The sequence below is a fragment of the Streptomyces sp. NPDC002788 genome (assembly GCF_053592115.1).
In genome coordinates this window covers 23,012-41,630 of sequence record NZ_JBSFVB010000003.1, presented here as the reverse complement: position 1 = coordinate 41,630, position 18,619 = coordinate 23,012, and the positions used below count along the sequence as shown (strand labels likewise).

Annotated in this window: 16 protein-coding genes and 5 tRNA genes; 10 read left to right on the top strand and 11 right to left on the bottom strand. The window is 71.0% G+C overall.

Annotation, left to right across the window (positions count from 1 at the left end):
- Positions 1-16 precede the first annotated feature (16 nt).
- The gene (bldC, locus tag ACWD1U_RS06800; RefSeq protein WP_003949541.1) at positions 17-223 is read left to right on the top strand and encodes a developmental transcriptional regulator BldC; all 207 of its coding nucleotides are present in this window, start codon (positions 17-19) and stop codon (positions 221-223) included.
- Positions 224-696: 473 nt separating this feature from the next.
- Here the strand turns inward: bldC and ACWD1U_RS06795 are convergent, their stop codons facing one another.
- The 8 genes from ACWD1U_RS06795 to ACWD1U_RS06760 form a co-directional block, all read right to left on the bottom strand.
- Entirely contained in the window at positions 697-891 is a 195-nt protein-coding gene (locus ACWD1U_RS06795; RefSeq protein WP_451105097.1) for a DUF6274 family protein, read from the bottom strand.
- A gap of 189 nt (positions 892-1,080) precedes the next feature.
- Positions 1,081-1,155: transfer RNA gene (locus ACWD1U_RS06790), tRNA-Asp, on the bottom strand.
- A 94-nt stretch (positions 1,156-1,249) separates the two neighbouring features.
- The gene (gene hrpA, locus ACWD1U_RS06785) at positions 1,250-5,194 is read right to left on the bottom strand and encodes an ATP-dependent RNA helicase HrpA (protein ID WP_451105095.1); all 3,945 of its coding nucleotides are present in this window, start codon (positions 5,192-5,194) and stop codon (positions 1,250-1,252) included.
- Positions 5,195-5,378: 184 nt separating this feature from the next.
- Positions 5,379-5,828, bottom strand: a complete 450-nt coding sequence (locus ACWD1U_RS06780; protein WP_451105093.1) for a hypothetical protein — start codon at positions 5,826-5,828, stop codon at positions 5,379-5,381.
- 124 nt (positions 5,829-5,952) lie between these two features.
- Positions 5,953-6,026, bottom strand: a tRNA-Phe gene (locus ACWD1U_RS06775).
- Positions 6,027-6,050: 24 nt separating this feature from the next.
- Positions 6,051-6,125: transfer RNA gene (locus ACWD1U_RS06770), tRNA-Asp, on the bottom strand.
- Between the two features lie 37 nt (positions 6,126-6,162).
- Positions 6,163-6,235 (bottom strand) — tRNA-Glu (locus ACWD1U_RS06765).
- 80 nt (positions 6,236-6,315) lie between these two features.
- The gene (locus ACWD1U_RS06760) at positions 6,316-7,890 is read right to left on the bottom strand and encodes a metallophosphoesterase family protein (RefSeq protein ID WP_451105091.1); all 1,575 of its coding nucleotides are present in this window, start codon (positions 7,888-7,890) and stop codon (positions 6,316-6,318) included.
- Between the two features lie 83 nt (positions 7,891-7,973).
- Here ACWD1U_RS06760 and ACWD1U_RS06755 point away from each other — a divergent pair, with 83 nt between their 5' ends.
- The 4 genes from ACWD1U_RS06755 (at position 7,974) to ACWD1U_RS06740 (ending at position 11,672) form a co-directional block, all read left to right on the top strand.
- Positions 7,974-8,324 (top strand): metallopeptidase family protein, encoded by a 351-nt coding sequence (locus ACWD1U_RS06755; protein WP_190199398.1) that lies wholly within the window; start codon positions 7,974-7,976, stop codon positions 8,322-8,324.
- Positions 8,325-8,410: 86 nt separating this feature from the next.
- Positions 8,411-8,944: a hypothetical protein gene (locus ACWD1U_RS06750; RefSeq protein ID WP_451105090.1), complete on the top strand. Its 534-nt coding sequence runs from the start codon at positions 8,411-8,413 to the stop codon at positions 8,942-8,944.
- 379 nt (positions 8,945-9,323) lie between these two features.
- Complete coding sequence (locus ACWD1U_RS06745; RefSeq protein WP_451105088.1) at positions 9,324-11,450, top strand: DEAD/DEAH box helicase; 2,127 nt, start codon at positions 9,324-9,326, stop codon at positions 11,448-11,450.
- 149 nt (positions 11,451-11,599) lie between these two features.
- A tRNA-Lys gene (locus ACWD1U_RS06740) sits at positions 11,600-11,672 on the top strand.
- 59 nt (positions 11,673-11,731) lie between these two features.
- Here ACWD1U_RS06740 and ACWD1U_RS06735 read toward each other — a convergent pair.
- Together ACWD1U_RS06735 and ACWD1U_RS06730 are read right to left on the bottom strand one after the other, a co-directional pair.
- Positions 11,732-12,592, bottom strand: a complete 861-nt coding sequence (locus ACWD1U_RS06735) for an RNA polymerase sigma factor SigF (protein WP_451105087.1) — start codon at positions 12,590-12,592, stop codon at positions 11,732-11,734.
- Positions 12,593-12,927: 335 nt separating this feature from the next.
- Positions 12,928-13,422, bottom strand: a complete 495-nt coding sequence (locus ACWD1U_RS06730; protein ID WP_451105085.1) for a MarR family transcriptional regulator — start codon at positions 13,420-13,422, stop codon at positions 12,928-12,930.
- Between the two features lie 460 nt (positions 13,423-13,882).
- Here ACWD1U_RS06730 and ACWD1U_RS06725 point away from each other — a divergent pair, with 460 nt between their 5' ends.
- The 5 genes from ACWD1U_RS06725 to ACWD1U_RS06705 all read left to right on the top strand — a co-directional run bounded on the left by ACWD1U_RS06725 (position 13,883) and on the right by ACWD1U_RS06705 (position 18,014).
- Positions 13,883-15,079 (top strand): PP2C family protein-serine/threonine phosphatase, encoded by a 1,197-nt coding sequence (locus ACWD1U_RS06725; protein WP_451105768.1) that lies wholly within the window; start codon positions 13,883-13,885, stop codon positions 15,077-15,079.
- A gap of 109 nt (positions 15,080-15,188) precedes the next feature.
- Positions 15,189-16,097: an STAS domain-containing protein gene (locus tag ACWD1U_RS06720; RefSeq protein ID WP_451105084.1), complete on the top strand. Its 909-nt coding sequence runs from the start codon at positions 15,189-15,191 to the stop codon at positions 16,095-16,097.
- Entirely contained in the window at positions 16,094-16,522 is a 429-nt protein-coding gene (locus ACWD1U_RS06715) for an STAS domain-containing protein (protein WP_451105083.1), read from the top strand. Before ACWD1U_RS06720 ends, ACWD1U_RS06715 begins: the two co-directional genes overlap by 4 nt.
- Positions 16,522-16,965: an ATP-binding protein gene (locus ACWD1U_RS06710; protein WP_451105081.1), complete on the top strand. Its 444-nt coding sequence runs from the start codon at positions 16,522-16,524 to the stop codon at positions 16,963-16,965. The genes ACWD1U_RS06715 and ACWD1U_RS06710 overlap by 1 nt, the downstream gene beginning before the upstream one ends.
- Positions 16,965-18,014 carry an ATP-binding SpoIIE family protein phosphatase gene (locus ACWD1U_RS06705; RefSeq protein ID WP_451105080.1) on the top strand — a complete coding sequence of 350 codons (1,050 nt, stop codon included), beginning with the start codon at positions 16,965-16,967 and terminating at the stop codon, positions 18,012-18,014. The genes ACWD1U_RS06710 and ACWD1U_RS06705 overlap by 1 nt, the downstream gene beginning before the upstream one ends.
- 55 nt (positions 18,015-18,069) lie before the next feature.
- Here the strand turns inward: ACWD1U_RS06705 and ACWD1U_RS06700 are convergent, their stop codons facing one another.
- The gene (locus ACWD1U_RS06700) at positions 18,070-18,585 is read right to left on the bottom strand and encodes a MarR family winged helix-turn-helix transcriptional regulator (RefSeq protein ID WP_451105078.1); all 516 of its coding nucleotides are present in this window, start codon (positions 18,583-18,585) and stop codon (positions 18,070-18,072) included.
- Positions 18,586-18,619 lie beyond the last annotated feature (34 nt).

Genomic DNA, 18,619 nt, shown 5'->3' with positions numbered 1-18,619 from the left:
CCCGAGGAGGCCGCTCATGACCGCTCGCACCCCTGATGCCGAGCCGCTGCTGACCCCGGCTGAGGTCGCCACGATGTTCCGCGTCGACCCCAAGACGGTCACGCGGTGGGCGAAGGCCGGCAAGCTCACGTCGATCCGCACGCTCGGCGGGCATCGTCGTTACCGCGAGGCCGAGGTCCGCGCTCTGCTCGCGGGCATTCCGCAGCAGCGCAGCGAGGCCTGAACAACTGAATACCGGTCGAATCGGTCCGTCCCCCAACAGGCCGTGACGTCCGGAACCGCAGCTCCAAGCGACGCGGGGTGCTGCCCCAACAGCCCCCACGCCCAAGCCAGTCAGAGCTTTCCAGGCATATAACAGGGTGCGTCGTCGATCGCGCTGGACTCCGCCGGGTCCAGCGCGATCTTTTTTGTGCGCCGATGCCGGTCCGCCGGCCTGCCTGTGAGCGGCCTCGCCGGAGTCCGTGCGCGGGTGTCGGATCCCCTGTGTGCGGGCCCTCCGGTCGGGTCCCGGTGGGGTGCAATTGCACATATTAAATTGACCTGTTGTAGGCCGGGTGTAAGTACCGCACTTTCCAAAACTCATGCGGTGACACCCGTCACATACTGAGCGGCTTGTTGGCTCTGGCGCAGGTGCGGTAGTGGAACGCCGTGGCTCCAGCACCCCACGCCAGAAAGGGTGTTGAGGCCGGCGGCGGATCAGGCGGGCGCCGGGCTCTCGTCCTCCTGGGCGGATGCCGAGGCCCGGGTGGCGGCCTGCGGGGCGGACTCCATCGCCAGCCGCAGCAGGCGATGGCATATCGGGCAGTGCCGGGTGAGATGCCGGTACGACGACGCGGCCGCCAGGTGCGCGCGGAGCAGCGCCCGCGTCTCGTGCCTGGCCGATGCCGCCATACGCCACCTCCGGGGGCCGTGCGGGGAAGGGCCCTGGTTCTGGAGTACCGACAGGGTGAGAGGGCGTCAAGACGGCGTGAGGGGACATGGAAGGTTTGCACCGTGCTGAACGGGCATGCGGTGGCTGACCGGCGCCCAGTGCCGGGCAAACAAAAAGAACCCGGATCCGAAGATCCGGGTTCTTTGCTGCGGTCCTGACGGGATTTGAACCCGCGGCCTCCACCTTGACAGGGTGGCGAGCACTCCAAACTGCTCCACAGGACCAGGTTTCGCAGTGCGATCCGTGCGTTGCGCTGCGAGAAGAGACTCTACAGGAGGGCGGGGCCCCTGGTCGAACTCACCCTGGGTGCACGCGCCGTTACGGCGCTGCCGCGTCGATCGCCTTCACGATCCGCTTGTCGGAGACGGGGTACGCCGTGCCCAGCGCGTGGGCGAAGTAGCTGACCCGGAGCTCCTCGATCATCCAGCGGATGTCCAGGACCGCCGACGGGACCGGCCGGCCCTGCGGCATCTGCTCCAGGAGCCAGGCGTACTCGTCCTGCATCTCGTGGACCTTCTGCATCCGCGTCGTGTCCCGCTGGACGTTCGTCGGCATCTGCTGGAGACGCCGGTCGGCGGCCACCAGGTAGCGCATCAGGTCCGGCATCCGACGCAGCCCCGCCCCCGTCACGAAGCCGGGCTTCACGAGGCCGTCCAGCTGCTTGCGCACGTCCTGGAGGTTCGGCAGCAGCGCGGGGCTGCGGACGGCCTTCAGGCGGCGCTCACAGGACTGCCAGGCGGCCAGGACCTGCTGCACCTGGGCCACCGTACGGACGGTCGTGTCGACGATCTCGGCGCGCACCTTGTCGTACAGCTTCCGGTACGACTCCTCGTCCCACGCCGGCCCGCCGAAGTCCGCGATCAGTTGGTCGGCGGCCGCCGTCGCGCAGTCGTCGAACAGGCCCTGGATCGAGCCGTGCGGATTGGCGGACAGCGCCAGCTTCTGCGCGTTGGTCAGTTTCTGAGAGGCGAACTTCGCCGGGTTGACCGGGATGTTGCGCAGGATCAGGCGGCGCGTGCCCTGCCACATCGCCTCGGCCTGCTCGGCCTCGGTGTCGAAGAGGCGTACGGAGACCGTGTCACCGTCGTCGACCAGCGCCGGGTACGCCTTCACCGGCTGACCGGCCCGGCGCGTCTCGAAAACGCGCGTGAGCGTGCCGATCGTCCAGTCGGTGAGGCCCCTGCGCTCCAGGGACTCGCCACCCTGGCGTTCGGCCGTGGCCGCTGCCGCCTGCGACAGGGCCTTGCGGGCCTTGGGCTTCAGCTGGAGCTTCAGAGCCTCCAGGTCCTTGTCCTCGGCCAGCTTGCGGCGCCGCTCGTCGACGATCCGGAACGTGACCTTCAGATGGTCGGGGACCCTGGACCAGTCGAAGTCGTCCGCCTCGAACGGCACGCCGACCATGAGCCTCAGCTCGCGGGCCATGGTCGTCGTGAGGGGCTCCTGCATCGGGACCGCCCTGTCCAGGAACGCCTTCGCGTAGTTCGGCGCGGGGACGTAGTTCCGGCGGATCGGCTTGGGCAGGGAGCGGATCAGCTCGGTGACGACCTCTTCCCTGAGGCCCGGGATCTGCCAGTCGAAGCCCTCGTCCGTGACCTGGTTGAGGACCTGCAACGGGATGTGGACGGTCACGCCGTCGGCGTCCGCGCCCGGCTCGAACTGGTACGTCACACGGAACTTCAGGTTCCCCTGGCGCCAGGAGTCCGGGTAGTCGGCCTTGCTGACCTCGCCCGCCTTCTCGTTGATGAGCATCTCGCGCTCGAAGTCGAGGAAGTCGGGCTGCTCGTGGCGCTTGCGCTTCCACCAGGAGTCGAAGTGCGCGCCCGAGACGACGTGTTCGGGGATCCGCTGGTCGTAGAAGTCGAACAGCGTCTCGTCGTCGACCAGGATGTCCCGGCGCCGGGCCCGGTGCTCCAGCTCCTCGACTTCGGTCAGGAGTCGGCGGTTGTCCGAGAAGAACTTGTGGTGGGTGCGCCAGTCGCCCTCGACCAGCGCGTTCCGGATGAACAGTTCGCGGCTGATCTCCGGGTCGATGCGCCCGTAGTTGACCTTCCGCTGCGCCACGATCGGCACGCCGTAGAGCGTGACCTTCTCGTACGCCATCACGGCCGCCTGGTCCTTCTCCCAGTGCGGTTCGCTGTACGTGCGCTTGAGGAGGTGGCCGGCGAGGGGTTCGACCCACTCGGGCTCGATCCTGGCGTTGACGCGGGCCCAGAGGCGAGACGTCTCGACGAGTTCGGCGGACATCACGAAGCGCGGGGGCTTCTTGAAGAGGGCCGAGCCCGGGAAGACCGCGAACTTGGCGTTCCTGGCGCCCAGGTACTCGTTCTTCGCGCCCTCCTTCACGTCCTTCATGCCGATGTGGGACAGCAGGCCGGCGAGGAGGGAGACGTGGATGCGGTCGGCCGGGGCGTCGTCCTCGTTGAGGTGAATGCCCATCTGCTTGGCGACCGTGCGCAACTGGGTGTAGATGTCCTGCCATTCGCGGATGCGAAGGAAGTTGAGGTACTCCTGCTTGCACATCCGGCGGAAGGAGGACGAGCCCCGCTCCTTCTGCTGCTCGCGGATGTAGCGCCAGAGGTTGAGATAGGCCAGGAAGTCGCTGGTCTCGTCCTTGAAGCGGGCGTGCTGCTGGTCGGCCTGGGTCTGCTTGTCGGCGGGGCGCTCGCGCGGGTCCTGGATGGACAGCGCGGCGGCTATGACCATGACCTCGCGCACGCAGCCGTTCTTGTCCGCCTCCAGGACCATCCGGGCCAGCCGGGGGTCGACGGGCAGCTGGGCGAGCTTGCGGCCGGTCTCGGTGAGCCGCTTGCGGGGGTCCTTCTGCGCCGGGTCGAGGGCGCCGAGCTCCTGGAGGAGCTGGACGCCGTCGCGGATGTTGCGGTGGTCCGGCGGGTCGATGAAGGGGAACTTCTCGATGTCGCCGAGGCCGGCCGCGGTCATCTGCAGGATGACGGAGGCGAGGTTGGTGCGGAGGATCTCCGCGTCCGTGAACTCCGGGCGGGCGTTGAAGTCGTCCTCGCTGTACAGGCGGATGCAGATGCCGTCCGAAGTACGGCCGCAGCGGCCCTTGCGCTGGTTGGCGCTGGCCTGGGAGACCGGCTCGATGGGCAGGCGCTGGACCTTGGTGCGGTGGCTGTAGCGGGAGATCCTCGCGAAGCCGGGATCGATGACGTACTTGATGCCCGGGACCGTCAGAGAGGTCTCGGCGACGTTGGTGGCCAGAACGATCCTGCGGCCGGTGTGCGGCTGGAAGACGCGGTGCTGCTCGGCGTGGGAGAGCCGGGCGTAGAGCGGCAGGATCTCCGTGAAGCGGTAGTTCTTCCTGGTGAGGGCGTCGGCCGTGTCCCGGATCTCCCGCTCGCCGGAGAGGAAGACCAGGATGTCGCCCCGGCCCTCCTTCTGCAGCTCCTCCACCGCGTCGATGATCGCGGTGATCTGGTCGCGGTCGGCGTCGTCGCCGTCCTCCTCCAGGAGCGGGCGGTAGCGCACCTCCACGGGGTACGTACGGCCGCTGACCTCGATGATCGGGGCGTCGCCGAAGTGCCGTGAGAAGCGCTCGGGGTCGATGGTGGCCGAGGTGATGACGACCTTGAGGTCGGGGCGCTTCGGCAGCAGCTGGGCGAGGTAGCCCAGCAGGAAGTCGATGTTGAGGGACCGCTCATGGGCCTCGTCGATGATGATCGTGTCGTAGGCGCGCAGTTCGCGGTCGGTCTGGATCTCGGCGAGCAGGATGCCGTCCGTCATGAGCTTGACGAAGGTGGCGTCCGGATCGACCTGGTCGGTGAAGCGGACCTTCCAGCCGACGGCCTCGCCGAGGGGGGTGTTCAGCTCCTCCGCGACGCGCTCGGCGACGGTGCGGGCGGCGATCCTTCTCGGCTGCGTGTGTCCGATCATGCCGCGTACGCCACGGCCGAGCTCCATGCAGATCTTGGGGATCTGCGTCGTCTTGCCGGAGCCGGTCTCGCCGGCGACGATCACGACCTGGTGGTCGCGGATCGCGGCCGCGATGTCGTCCTTCTTCTGGCTGACCGGCAGCTGCTCGGGATATGTGACCTCGGGCACGCGGGCGCGCCGGGTGGCCATACGCTCCTCGCCCTTGGCGACCTCCGCCTCGAGCTCGGCGAGGACAGCGTCCCGGGCCTCCGGCTTACGGATCTTGCGCGCGCCTTCGAGCCTGCGCCCGAGCCGGTGCGCGTCGCGCAGGGAGAGCTCGGTCAGGCGGGGGGCGAGGTCGCCGAGGGCGGGGGCGGATTGCGTAGACATACGGGGTCCAGGATCTCATCCCGCGGATTTTCATGGCTAACGCTTTTGCCCCCGGCGGTTTGGCCGGGTCACGCGCCCGTCCGGCCCTCCGGAGGACGGAACAGCCGACCCCCCCTGGTCGCCTGCGGCGCCCACGGGCTTTGGTTGCGCCGCGATGGATCCAGGGCCGACCGGAGAGGTGAACTCAGGCACCCCGAGCTGCGACGCCGTTCTGATCAATGGCGTCGTTCGACTCAGCGCTGGCGGCGATCCGGCGGATTCGATCCTGTTCGGCCGCTTCGTCTGCTGCGTTGTAGTGCCGCACCTGGTCCCACCAGCGGTCGTGATCGTATCCGTCGCAGTGGTTGAAATCCGCGGCCGTGCCCCGCAGGCGTTGCCATTCGCGCACGATCGCTGCGCGCTGCCATGCATCGGGCTGCTTCACCCTCAGCAGAGAGTGCAGGAGGCCGGCGGAGTCGGAGACCAGGATGAGCAGGGACCGCATCGCAAAAAAGATCTCACCGGTCGGGCCGACCTCGTCATACATCCGTCCCAGGTGGGTGTTGAGGAAGGTTTCCAGGGCTGTGACGTCTTCGCTCGTCAGGTCTTCGGCGAAGGCGAAGAGGGGGCCGCGCGTCGGAGACGGGTTCGTCATGCCGTAGGTACCTCCTGGGATACCGGATGCGCGAGCCGTTGGCGTACCGGCTGGCGTAAGCGACACGAGTGAGCCCCTCTCCAGCATCGGTGGAGAGGGGCTCAAGCCCTGGTGAGGGCGGTTGTGGCTGGGGCCGGGGTCGAACCGGCGACCTTCCGCTTTTCAGGCGGACGCTCGTACCAACTGAGCTACCCAGCCACGAGGTTTCACGTGAAACCTCAGCGGTCCTGACGGGATTTGAACCCGCGGCCTCCACCTTGACAGGGTGGCGAGCACTCCAAACTGCTCCACAGGACCAAGCTTGTCGTACGACAGTGTCGCACAGGGTGGTGCGTGCCCCCAACGGGATTCGAACCCGTGCTACCGCCTTGAAAGGGCGGCGTCCTAGGCCGCTAGACGATGAGGGCTATCGGCCCGCCTGGGCGCTTCTCAGCGCGTCGGGGACGTGAGAAGCATATGGGATGGCGGGAGGTATCGCCAAAACGGTTTAGGGGGAGGCGGAGGGGGAGTCCTCCGACGGGGTGCTCGGGGACGGGTCGGCGCCGGGCTGGTTCTCCTTCGGGAGGTGGCGGCTGACCTCGGCGGTCGTGAGGCCGAGGCCGCCCAGTTCGATCTCGTCCCAGGCCTGGAGATGGCGGGTGTCCCGGTCGAAGTAGAGGATCGACGCCTCGATGGGATCCGGGTGCTTGCCCTCGATGGCGCGCAGGCCGCTGCCGCCGGTGGAGCCCTCGATGCGGAGCCGGGTGCCGAACTTCAGGACCTCCATCTCGTCGTGGTGGAGGTGGCCGGCCAGGACCAGGGGGACCTCGCCGTCGACCTCGCGGGCCGCTGAGGGCTCGTGGGCGATGGCGATGTCCACCGGGGTGCCGGACGCGCGCTGGTCGCGCAGGGCCGTGGCCAGGCGGGCACCGGCCAGTTCCTGGGACTGCTCGGCGCCGGGCTGCCGCGAGCGGTCCGGGGTGAACTGCGGGTCACCGATGCCGGCGAAGCGCAGGCCCTTGATCGTCTTCGCCCGGCCGCCGTCCAGGACGTGGACGTTCTTCAGGCCCTCCATATAGCGCTGGGTGATCATCGAGTCGTGGTTGCCGCGGACCCAGACGTAGGGCGCCCCGAGGTTTTCGACTGGGTCCAGGAAGCCGTTCTCGGCGGCCGTGCCGTGGTCCATCGTGTCGCCCGAGTCGACGATCACGTCCACCTTGTACTGCTTCACCAGCGAGGCGATGATCTTCCAGCTCGCCGGGTTGAGGTGGATGTCGGAGACGTGCAGGACCCGGATCGTGGACGGGTCGGGCGCGTAGGCGGGGAGCGTCGAGGTGGCGTCGTAGAGCCTGGTCACGTTGGTGACCAGGCGTGCCAACTCCTTCTGGTAGATGTCGAATTCCGTGACGATGCTGCGGGCGTTGCCGACCAGGGACGGGGCCGACGTGAGCAGGCCGGAGAACTTGGGTTCCAGGACGGAGTCGGGGCGCCAGGTGGCGTACGCCGTGCCGCCCGAGGCGGCGAGCAGGGTGAGGGCGAGGCCCCCGGCGGCCAGGGCGCGGCGGGGGCGGCGGTAGACGGCGAGGCCGAGGGCGGTGGCGCCGGCGACGACGGCGACGCCGGAGCGCACGGCCAGGTCGAGGGTGCCGCGGCCGACGTCCTCGGTGACCTCGTCCTGGAGGCCGGAGAGACGCTCGGGATGGTCGACCAGGGCCCGGGAGCGGTCCGGGTCGAGCTGGTCGACGTTCACGTCCAGGCGGACCGGGGCGATGTGGCTGTCCAGCTGCAGGGCGCCCAGGGGCGAGATGTTGATCTTCGTGCCGCCGGTGAAGGAGGGGCGCAGGGTCATCGTGGTGTTCATGGGGCCGACCGGGACCGGTACGTTGCCCACGACCAGCAGGCCGAGCCACGCGCCGACGAGGACGACGGTCACGAGTCCCAGCGCTCGGGTCCAGGGGTGCGGCTGCGGTACGAGCGCGATCGTGGTGGGTGCCTGGCGGGAGCGGTAGTGACGGGCCAGGGCGCGTGGGGCCCTGCGGATCGGGTTCAGGACACTCCGGATTGCGGCGGGGACGCGGGCCATTGGTCCCGTATGCCCAAGTCCGAGGCCGGATATGCGGCGCCGGATGGCTCTCGTACGGCGGGGTCGTGGCCGACAATGGGCCTGTGCTGGAGATGACGCGCGAGGAGTTCGAGGAGCTGGTCGCCGAGGCGCTCGACCGGATCCCGCCGGAGTTGACGCGACTGATGGACAACGTCGCGGTGTTCGTCGAGGACGAACCGCCGGCCGACGATCCCGAGCTGCTCGGGCTGTACGAGGGGACGCCGCTGACCGACCGGGGCGAGTGGTACGCCGGTGTGCTGCCGGACCGCATCACCATCTACCGGAACCCGACGCTGCGGATGTGCGAGTCACGCGAGGACGTCGTCGCCGAGACGGAGATCACGGTGGTGCACGAGATCGCGCACCACTTCGGCATCGACGACGAGCGCCTTCACGCCCTGGGCTACGGCTGAGCGGGTTGTGACTGCGGGGCGCGTGTCCTCTTGTGGGCGGCGGGAGTTGAGGTGTTGACTCCCTCACCCTTCCCGGAGGTGGCCCCGTGCGCCCCTTGTACGTACCCGTCCGCCTGGCCGCCACGGTCGTGGCCGTCGCCGCTGCCGCCGGCTGTATGAGTGTCGGCGACGACGACGCGGGCGGGAGCGTCAAGCCGTCGCACTCCGCCGGGCAGCGGGCCGGCCAAGGGCCCGACGGCGCCTCTGCGGTCTCGGGCGGCGGCTCCGGGATCGGCGCGGCGTCGGCCGACGGCAAGCGGGGGCGCGGCAAGGGCGAGAAGGGCGACAAGGGCAAGGGCGGCGGGCCGGGGGAGTCGGTGGCGCCCGCGCCGTCGCCGACCGCCGACGCGAGCGCGTCCGCGCCGGGGCGGGACAAGCCGGGGAGGCCTCCGCGGCCCACGCCGAAGCCGCCGGCTCCGCCCGAGCCCACCCGGACGGCCGAGCCCGAGCCCACACCGACGCCGCCCGAGCCGACGACGTCCCCGGAGCCCACACCGGAGCCGTCGTCGTCGGCGCATGAGCCGCCGGGGCCGCAGCTGGCGCAGCGGGAGCCTGCGCCCGAGGCAGGGGCGCCGGCATAGCCGTGCCGGGCGGGACCGATCGGGAGATCACGGTGGCCTGGGGCCGCCGGTCGGCTCCGTCCGTCGCAGCGAGCACGAAAGCCGGGAACATTTCCGGACGGCGGCTGGTTGGGGCTGAAGGGAAGTGCTTCCGGCGGCCTGCCGTCGGGGCGCGTTCCCTCTGTCTCCCGCTCAGTCCGGTTTGCCTTACGGAGCCCGGACTGCGTATGGTGGCAGATCGTTTGATCCCATCTTGCCCGGCGCCACCGCAGAGCGCGCCGTGTGGCGCGTACTCTCCCTTGCCGTGGTGGACCGCATTGAGGCGGTCGTATTGCGAATCGCGAATCACGGAGTTGACGGGCGCGTGCCGACTTGAGACTCCGGAAGGTTTCGCATTCGCATGTCCATCGCCAGTACTGATCACGTCGTCGTGCCCGAGAACGAGGCAGTCGAAGACGCCCCCCAGACCACCTTCGCGGACCTCGGTCTGCCCGAGGGCGTCGTGCGCAAGCTCGCGCAGAACGGTGTGACCACCCCCTTCCCGATCCAGGCCGCGACCATCCCGGACGCCCTGGCAGGCAAGGACATCCTCGGCCGTGGCCGCACCGGCTCCGGCAAGACCCTCTCGTTCGGTCTGCCCGCCCTGGCCACGCTGGCCGGCGGCCGGACCGAGAAGCACAAGCCGCGTGCGGTCATCCTGACGCCCACGCGCGAGCTCGCCATGCAGGTCGCCGACGCGCTGCAGCCCTACGGCGACGTCCTCGGCCTGAAGATGAAGGTCGTCTGCGGCGGTACGTCGATGGGCAACCAGATCTACGCCCTGGAGAGGGGCGTCGACGTCCTGGTCGCCACCCCGGGCCGGCTGCGCGACATCATCAACCGCGGCGCCTGCTCGCTGGAGAACGTGCAGATCGCCGTTCTCGACGAGGCCGACCAGATGTCCGACCTGGGCTTCCTGCCCGAGGTCACCGAGCTGCTCGACCAGGTTCCGGCGGGCGGCCAGCGCATGCTCTTCTCGGCGACGATGGAGAACGAGATCTCCACGCTGGTCAAGCGCTACCTGACCGACCCGGTCACGCACGAGGTCGACAGCGCCCAGGGCAACGTCACGACCATGTCGCACCACATCCTCATCGTGAAGCCCAAGGACAAGGCGCCGGTCACCGCCGCGATCGCCTCCCGCAAGGGCCGCACGATCATCTTCGTCCGCACCCAGTTGGGCGCCGACCGTATCGCCGAGCAGCTCTGCGACTCCGGTGTGAAGGCCGACGCGCTGCACGGCGGTATGACGCAGGGCGCGCGTACCCGCGTGCTCGAGGACTTCAAGAAGGGCTACGTCAACGCGCTCGTCGCGACCGACGTCGCCGCCCGCGGCATCCACGTCGACGGCATCGACCTCGTGCTGAACGTGGACCCGGCCGGCGACCACAAGGACTACCTGCACCGGGCCGGCCGTACGGCGCGTGCCGGGCGCACCGGAACGGTCGTCTCCCTCTCGCTGCCGCACCAGCGGCGTCAGATCTTCCGGCTGATGGAGGACGCGGGCGTCGACGCCTCGCGTCACATCATCCAGGGCGCCGGCGCCTTCGACCCGGAGGTCGCCGAGATCACCGGGGCCCGGTCGATGACCGAGGTCCAGGCCGAGTCCGTGGGCAACGCGGCGCAGCAGGCCGAGCGTGAGGTCGCCCAGCTCACCAAGGAGCTGGAGCGCGCGCAGCGGCGTGCGAACGAGCTGCGCGAGGAGGCCGACCGGTTGCTCGCGCGCATCGCCCGTGAGCGGGGCGAGGAGCCCGCGGCCGTGGTGGCCGCGGAGTCCGGGTCCGGGGACGTTCCGGCCGCCGTCGAGGTGACGGTGCCGGAGCAGCCGACCGCGAAGGACGTCGAGCGCGAGGACCGCGCCGAGACCTCCGCGCCGTACGAGCGCCGGGAGCGGCGCGAGGAGCGCGGCGGGGCCGGGCGCGACCGGTACGCCGACCGGGACCGGTCCTTCGACCGTGACCGGGGCGGTCGTTCGTTCGAGCGTCGGGATGACCGCGGTGGCCGGTCCTTCGAGCGTCGTGACGACCGCGGTGGCTTCAACCGGGACCGCGACCGGGACCGTGACCGCGGTGCCCGTTCGTTCGACCGTGACCGCGGCTTCCGCCGTGACGACCGGGGCGAGCGTGGCGGTGACCGGGGCGAGCGCGGCGGCTTCCGCCGTGACGACCGTGGTGGTCGTCCCTTCGAGCGTCGGGATGACCGCGGTGGCCGGTCCTTCGAGTCCCGTGACGACCGCGGTGGCCGTTCGTTCGAGCGTCGTGACGACCGCGCCGGGTTCAACCGCGACCGTGACCGTGGCGGCTTCCGCCGCGACGAGCGCGGTGGGCACCGTGGCAGCGACCGTCCCTTCAACCGCGACCGCAGGGACGACCGTCCGGGCTTCCGCTCCGGCGGCCACGACCGACCGAACGGCCGGCGTGACGACCACCGTGCCGGCGGTTCCTTCGGCCGCCGCGAGGACAAGCCGCGCTGGAAGCGCAACGGCTGACGCACACGCGTGACGAGCGCCGTGGCCCCCGGACGGGCCGCGGCGCTCCGCCGTTCCGGCCCTGTTCGTCCCTCCGGCACGGCCGGGACCCGGATACCCGATCGGAGACTCGGCGTCGTCCGGCTATGCTCGTGGGGGCAACATCGCCTGGGCCCTTAGCTCAATTGGCAGAGCAGTGGACTTTTAATCCATTGGTTGTGGGTTCGAGTCCCACAGGGCCTACAGAAGAGCCCCGGTCCGGAGTCACTCCGGACCGGGGCTCGATCAGTTGCGGGGCGGCGTCAGCCCGTCGCCAGCATGCCCGACCGCAGGCGGGCCACCGTGCGGGAGATCAGCCGGGAGACATGCATCTGGGAGATGCCGAGGCGGGCGCCGATCTCGGCCTGGGTGAGCTCCTCCACGAAGCGCAGGTGGAGGATAAGGCGCTGGCGCTCGTCGAGTTCGGCGACGAGCGGGGCCAGGGAGTGGAAGTCCTCGACGAGTTCGAGGGCCGGGTCCTCCTCGCCGATGAACGCCGAGAGTGTCGCGTCGCCCTCGTCCGAGTCGTTGGTGATCGCGGCGTCGAGGGAGGAGGACAGGTAGCCGTTGGCCGCGATCTGGGCCTCTACGACCTCCTCCTCCGACAGGCTCATCAGCGCCGCCAGTTCGGAGACCTTCGGGGCGCGCCCCAGGCGGGACGCCAGCTCCTCGGTGGCCTTGGCGAGTTCCGTACGGGCCTCCTGCAGGCGGCGCGGCACGTGCACGGCCCAGGACGTGTCGCGGAAGAACCGCTTGATCTCGCCGATGATGTACGGCACCGCGAAGCTGGTGAACTGCACCTCGCGGGAGACCTCGAACCGGTCGATGGCCTTGATCAGACCGATGACGCCGACCTGGACGACGTCCTCCATCGACTGGCCGGTCGCGCGGAACCGGCGGGCCGCGAACCGCACCAGCGACATGTTCATCTCAATGAGCGTGTTGCGCGCGTACTGGTATTCGGGGGTTCCCTCCTCCAGTACGGCGAGCCGGTCGAGGAACTGTCCCGTCAGCGCACGCGCGTCCTGCGGGGCGAGCTTCTGCGGTTCGGCGATCTGCGGCAGCTCCTCGCCGGTCTCGGTGGCGGAATCCGTCGTCGTGCCGATGAGCGTGGTCGCCGTCACGGGCCCTCCCTCGTAGTTCCGGCCCGCTCCTATCCCCCGACAGGCCACCTCCAGCGCCGCTACCCCGTGTCTCCCCGCTCATGCGCCGTAAACGCCTCGGCGAGACGTTGACCACAGTCGACGCAGGTCGGGGCGGTGCCGGGGTATCCGGACGTGTGCTGTGACCGGACGGGCAGGAGGGTGGTGGGACGGTGTGGGGCGGCGGAAGAGACCAAGTGGCTCATGGAGCGGACAGTTGTCGTTCGGCAACTATAGTGGGCAGGCAACAATCTGGCCGTGCCGAACGTGCCCCGGGGGAGAACCGGAAGGAACGACCCCGTGCCGCGGCGGGCAGTTCAGGCCGTCCGGGTTCCGGACGAGCGGGAGTCGTCGGAGTCGTCGTGTATCTGGGCCGCCGCCGCGTCGCAGAACGCCTCCAGCCCCTCCAGCAGCGCGACCCGCTTGGCGGCGGGCATCTGGTCGAGCACCGCGCGCAGCGCGTGCTCCCGGCGGTCACGCAGATCGCCCAGGAAGACGCGGCCCCGGCTGCTGAGGTGCAGCCGCACCTCGCGCCGGTCCGCCGGGCCGACCACGCGCTCGACGAACCCGGCCGCCTGGAGCCGGTCGCAGAGCCGGCTGGTCGAGGGCGGTGTGGAGGCGAGGGAGTCGGCGAGGGTGCGCAGGTTGATGCCCTCGTGGTGCTCGAGGATGAGCAGCACGCGCAGCTGGGACGCGGAGGCCGGCGCGGTCGAGGCCCTGCCCCACAGAACCTCCAGCAACTCCGCGGCCGTGGAGGTCACACGGGCGACCTCTGCTGGCTCTGGGCGGGGTCGGAGGGAAGTCACAGTCACACTCTCGCAGGCACCGGGATGGCCGTCAGCGTACTAGGCGTGCCGGGAGCCACGGGTGACTTGCGGACGCGGGGGCCAGCGGCCCACCACGCCGTCGGCCGCACGCCCGAGGCCGGCGCGCCGGGCCGCGAACGGGCCTGTGGCCGGAACCGCTACCGGAGCCGTTCCCCCGGCCGGGCCCGTTCCTGTGGCCGTACTCGCCCCCGTGGCCGGGTGCGTGTTCGGGCTCGCCCCTGAGCCGGCTCCCACGGCCGTGCCCAGGCCCGCGCCCGTCTCCGCGGCAATGCCGGACGAGCCGTACCCGCGGTCGCGCCGAGGCTCGTGCCCGTGCCCACGGCCGTGCCCGAGTGGCGCGTGTCCGAGTGGCGCGTGTCACGGGCCCGCCGTGCCGGGGCTCGTCCCCCCCCAACTCATCGACCACTGACCAAGGACTGGTGTTTCGACCGTCGTGACCACGACCGTGAACAGATTCATCGCCGCCGAGCGCGCCCTGCGCACGGCGGCGCCCCATCAACTGCTGGACGCGGTCCGTCGTGTACTGACCGATCAGTACGCGGCGGACTCCGTCGAGCTGTTCCTGGCCGACTACGGGATGACGGTGCTTCAGCCGGTGTCCGTGCTGCCGCAGACCCTCGAGCCGGTGCCGGTGCACAACAGCCCGGCGGGCCGGGCCTTCGGCGCGCAGGAGCCGCACCTGGAAGGCCCTTCGGGTGATCTCGTCCGCGCGCACCTGCCCGTTTCCGTACGCGGCGACCGCCTCGGCGTGCTGACGGTGACCCTGCCGGGCGGCGAGCACGCCGAGAACTGCCTGGGCGAACTGGCCGAGATCGCCCAGGTGCTGGGGCACGAAGTGGTCGTGGCCGAGCGGGACACCGACCTGTACCTCCAGGCCCGCCGACGGGACCGGCTCACCCTGGCCGCCGAGATGCAGTGGCAGCTGCTGCCCGGCCGCTCCTGCGCCCGTCCCGAGTACGAACTCGGCGCGCAGCTGGAACCGGCGTACGCCATCTTCGGCGACAGCTTCGACTGGTCCGCGTCGGCCGACCGGCTCAGCCTCTACGTCACCAACGGCATGGGCGAGGGCATCGAGGCCTCCCTGCTGACGAACCTGGCGATCAACGCCCTGCGCAACGCGCGCCGGGCCGGTCTGGCCATCGACGACCAGGCGGCCCTGGCCGACCAGGCGGTGTACGCCCACTACCGGGGCCGCTGCTACCTGTCCGTGCTGATGCTCGACATCGACCTGGCCACCGGACGAGCCCGGGCGGTGGACGCCGGGTCCCCGCGGCTGCTGCGGCTGCGCCGGGGCGCGGTCGAACCGGTCGCCTTCGACGCCCAGCTGCCGCTCGGCATGTTCGAGGAGACCGACTACGTCGCCCAGGAGTTCGGCATCGAGCCAGGCGACCGGCTGGTCTTCGTCAGCGACGGGGTGTACGACGTCGCCTCCCCGGGCGGAGAGACCTACGGCGACACCGCCCTGGCCCGGGCGATCCAGTCGACCCGGCTGCTTCCGGCCGCCGAGGTGCCCCGGGCCATCCTGCGCGAACTGACCGGCCATCGCGGCAGGTCCGTCCCGGACGACGACGCCCTCGTGGTCTGTCTGGACTGGCGTGGACGGCAGGGGGTGAGGGAAGGCGCTGGTCGGGGGCGTCGGTAGACGGTTGTTTGGCGGTGCCGCCCGTCGGCACTAATGTTTGTCATACGGCAAGTAACGGCTGGGGTGCCGTGGCGTGACCTCGGCCGGTCCGTGCAAGGGAGCGATGCAAGTGTCGGTGTCGGATGAGAACGCTGAACAGGAGCCGGCCGCGCACCGGGTGAGCGCCTTCCTCGAACGGCGCCGTGAGCAGATCGCCCAACGGTGGGCGGACACCGCGCTGTTCCGCACGGTCTTCACGGTGTCACGCGACGAGGCGGTTGAGGCCGGCCGGGCAGTGGCCGCCGCGCTGGCGGCCGTGGCGGCCTCCGGGCGGCTGGACGACATCCGGGCGTCCGGCTTCGAGGCGGTGCGCGACCAGCTGGGGCGGATGGCCGCCTCCCGCGCCCGCACGGGCCTCGACCCGGACGGCGTCTCCCACGAGGTGGCCGCCCTGCGCGAACCGGCGACCGAGGTGCTGCGCGCCGAGTTCCCGGACCCGCACTCCCCCGAGGCGCAGGAGTGCGTCGTGGCGCTGACCGTGCTCATGGGCACCCTTCGCCTGGTCGTGCTGGAGACGACGGTCAGCGCGGGCGAGGAGGTGATCGCCCGGCAGCGCGAGCAGCTGCACGAGGTGGCCACCCCGGTGATCAAGCTCTGGGACAGCACGGTCGCGGTCCCGCTGATCGGCACCCTGGACAGCGCGCGCAGCCAGGTGGTCATGGAGAGCCTGCTGAACGCGATCGTCGCCGAGCGCGCCCGGTACGCCATCCTCGACATCACCGGCGTGCCCACGGTCGACTCGCTGGTCGCCCAGCACCTGATGAAGACGGTGGTGGCAGCCCGGCTGATGGGCGCGGAGTGCATCGTCTCCGGTATCCGGCCCGCGATCGCGCAGACCATCGTCCATCTGGGCATCGACCTCGGCACGGTGCTCACCCGCGCGAGCCTGGCGGACGCGCTGGCCTACGCGCTCAGTCGGCAGGGCGTCGAGATCGCGCCCCTGCGGGCGGCCGACCCGGCGGACGCGGGAGCGCGGTGAACGGGCCCGCGGGGGACGGACTCCCGCTGACCGCGCCCGTGGGCGGGCACGCCTTCACGGTGCCGGTTCTCCAGCTGGGCGACGTCCTGCTGGTCACCCTCCAGGGCGAGTTGCACGACGGGATGGCCGAGCAGCTCCAGCAGGACATCACGGCCCGGATCGCGCACTCCCGGGTGACCGGGGTCGTGATCGACATCTCCGGCGTGGAGATCGTCGACTCCTTCCTGGGGCGGGTCCTCGCCGAGATCGCAGCCGGAGCGAAACTGCTGGCGGCCCGTACGGTGCTGGCCGGGATGCGCCCGGCGGTGGCGATCACCCTGGTCGAGCTGGGGCTCACCCTGCCGGGGCTGCGGACGGCCCTGGACGTCGAACGCGCGATGGAACTGCTCACCGCGGACTCGCGCGACGGGAAGGGGAGTCCTTGATGCAGGCTTCCCGCCATGCCGCCCGGACCACCCTGCCGATCGGCTCGGACGCCGATCTGGCCTGGGTACGGCAGCAGGTCCGGCAGGCCGCCGCCGAGCTCGGCTTCGGGCTCGTGCAGCAGACCAAACTCGTCACCGCGGCGAGCGAACTGGCCCGAAACACCCTCGTCCACGGCGGGGGCGGCCATGTGGAGATCACCCCGCTGGTCACCGGGCAGTCGCAGGGGCTGCGGCTGGCCTTCGTCGACACCGGGCCGGGCATCCGCGACCTGGACCAGGCGATGACCGACGGCTACACCAGCGGCGGCGGTCTCGGCCTCGGCATGAGCGGGGCCAAGCGGCTGGTGCAGGACTTCGAGGTGGACAGCCGTCCCGGCGAGGGGACCACCGTCACCGTCACGGCCTGGGCCACCGTCGTACCGCCGTCCCGGACGGGGCCGTGATGAGCAGGGTCTGGGACGTGCCGGTGGACGACTCGACCCGGGTGCGGGACGTCCGGGTCGCGGCCGAGGAGGCCAGCGCCTGCGCCGGCCTGCCCTCGAACCGCACCGCGACCGCCGCGCTCGTGGCGACGGAGCTGGCGACCAATCTGCTGCGGCACGCGGACGGCGGGCACGTGCTCATCAACCTCGTGCAACGGGAGTACGACGGCGGCCGGCGGACGTGCGTGCAGCTGCTCTCGCTCGACCACGGCCCCGGCATCCCGGACGTGGCGGCGGCGATGCGCGACGGCTACTCCACGACCGTGGCCGCCTCCCTCGGTGCCGGGCTCGGTACGTGCCGGCGCATAGCGAACGACTTCGACCTGCACAGCGCCCCCGGCCGGGGCACGGTCGTGCTGGCCCGTATCGACCACGAGCCCGCCCTCCGCCACAAAGAGCCGCCCCCGCCGGGCCCGCGCGCCGGCGGCGTCAACGTCCCCCTCGGCCGGGCCGAGTACTCCGGCGACGCCTGGGCCCGGGTCCGCTCGGGCGACCGCCTGACCCTCCTGCTCGCCGACGGGCTCGGTCACGGAGCGAAGGCCGCCGAGGCCTCCACCGCGGCGGTGACCGAACTGCCCGGCCTGGCCGAGCTGCCGCCCTCCGAGATTTTGCGGCGCCTGGGCCGGTCCCTGCGCCCCACCCGGGGCGCTGCCGTCGCCGTGGCCCAAGCCGACCTCTCCTCAGGGCAGTTGCACTTCGCCGGGATCGGCAACGTCGGCGGCCGCCTGCGCACCGACGGCACATGGAAGCCGCTGCTGTCCCACCCCGGCATCGTGGGCGCGCAGGCCCCCGACCTGCCCGCACAGCGGGAGCCGTGGCGCGACGACAGCCTGCTGGTCCTGCACAGCGACGGCCTGCCCAGCCGCTGGACCCCGCCCGAGGACGTCCTGTTCAGCTGCGACCCGGCGGTGGCGGCCGCGGTGGTGCTGCGGGACGCGGGCAGCGCGGCCCGGCCGGTGCGGGACGACACGTGCGTGGCGGTGCTGAACGGCGGATCGTCGAGTGCGTGACGACCGCCGGACGACCTCGGAGTCCGACGGCGAGGGCCCCGACCGCCCGTTCCCGCTACCGTCCGGGCAGCCCGTTGCTCCCGTCGGCCCGGGGAGGCACGGCGCCCTGCGCCGCCAGGAACCCCCTCAACCCCCTGCTGAGTGCCGCCCGTTCAGCCGGTTCCATCGCCGCCAGGGCCGTGGCGAGAGCCCGGGCGCGGCGGCCGGCGACGTCGCCCAGGACGTGGTGGCCGTGGGAGGTGAGCCGGAGCTGGACTTCGCGGCGGGTGTCCGGGTGCGGGGTCCGCTCCAGGAGGCCGGCCGCCGCCAGGCGGTCGCAGAGGCGGCTGGCCGTCGGGAGACCGATGTCCAGGCCGTCCGCCAGAGCCGTGAGGTTGAGACCGGGCGCCGCCTCCACGGTGCGCAACGCCCGCAGCTGGTGCGGGGACAGGCGCAGAGACGCCTCCTGTGCGGCGACCGACCACAGGGCCGTAAGACTGTCCACCGCATCGGCGATCTGCGAGGCGACGGCCTCCGGGCCGTCGCCCGGCCCTCTCGCCCGGTGGTCACCGGGGCCACCGAGATCGGTCACAGAACGGTCACTTTCCATAAGCTCCGGGTACTGC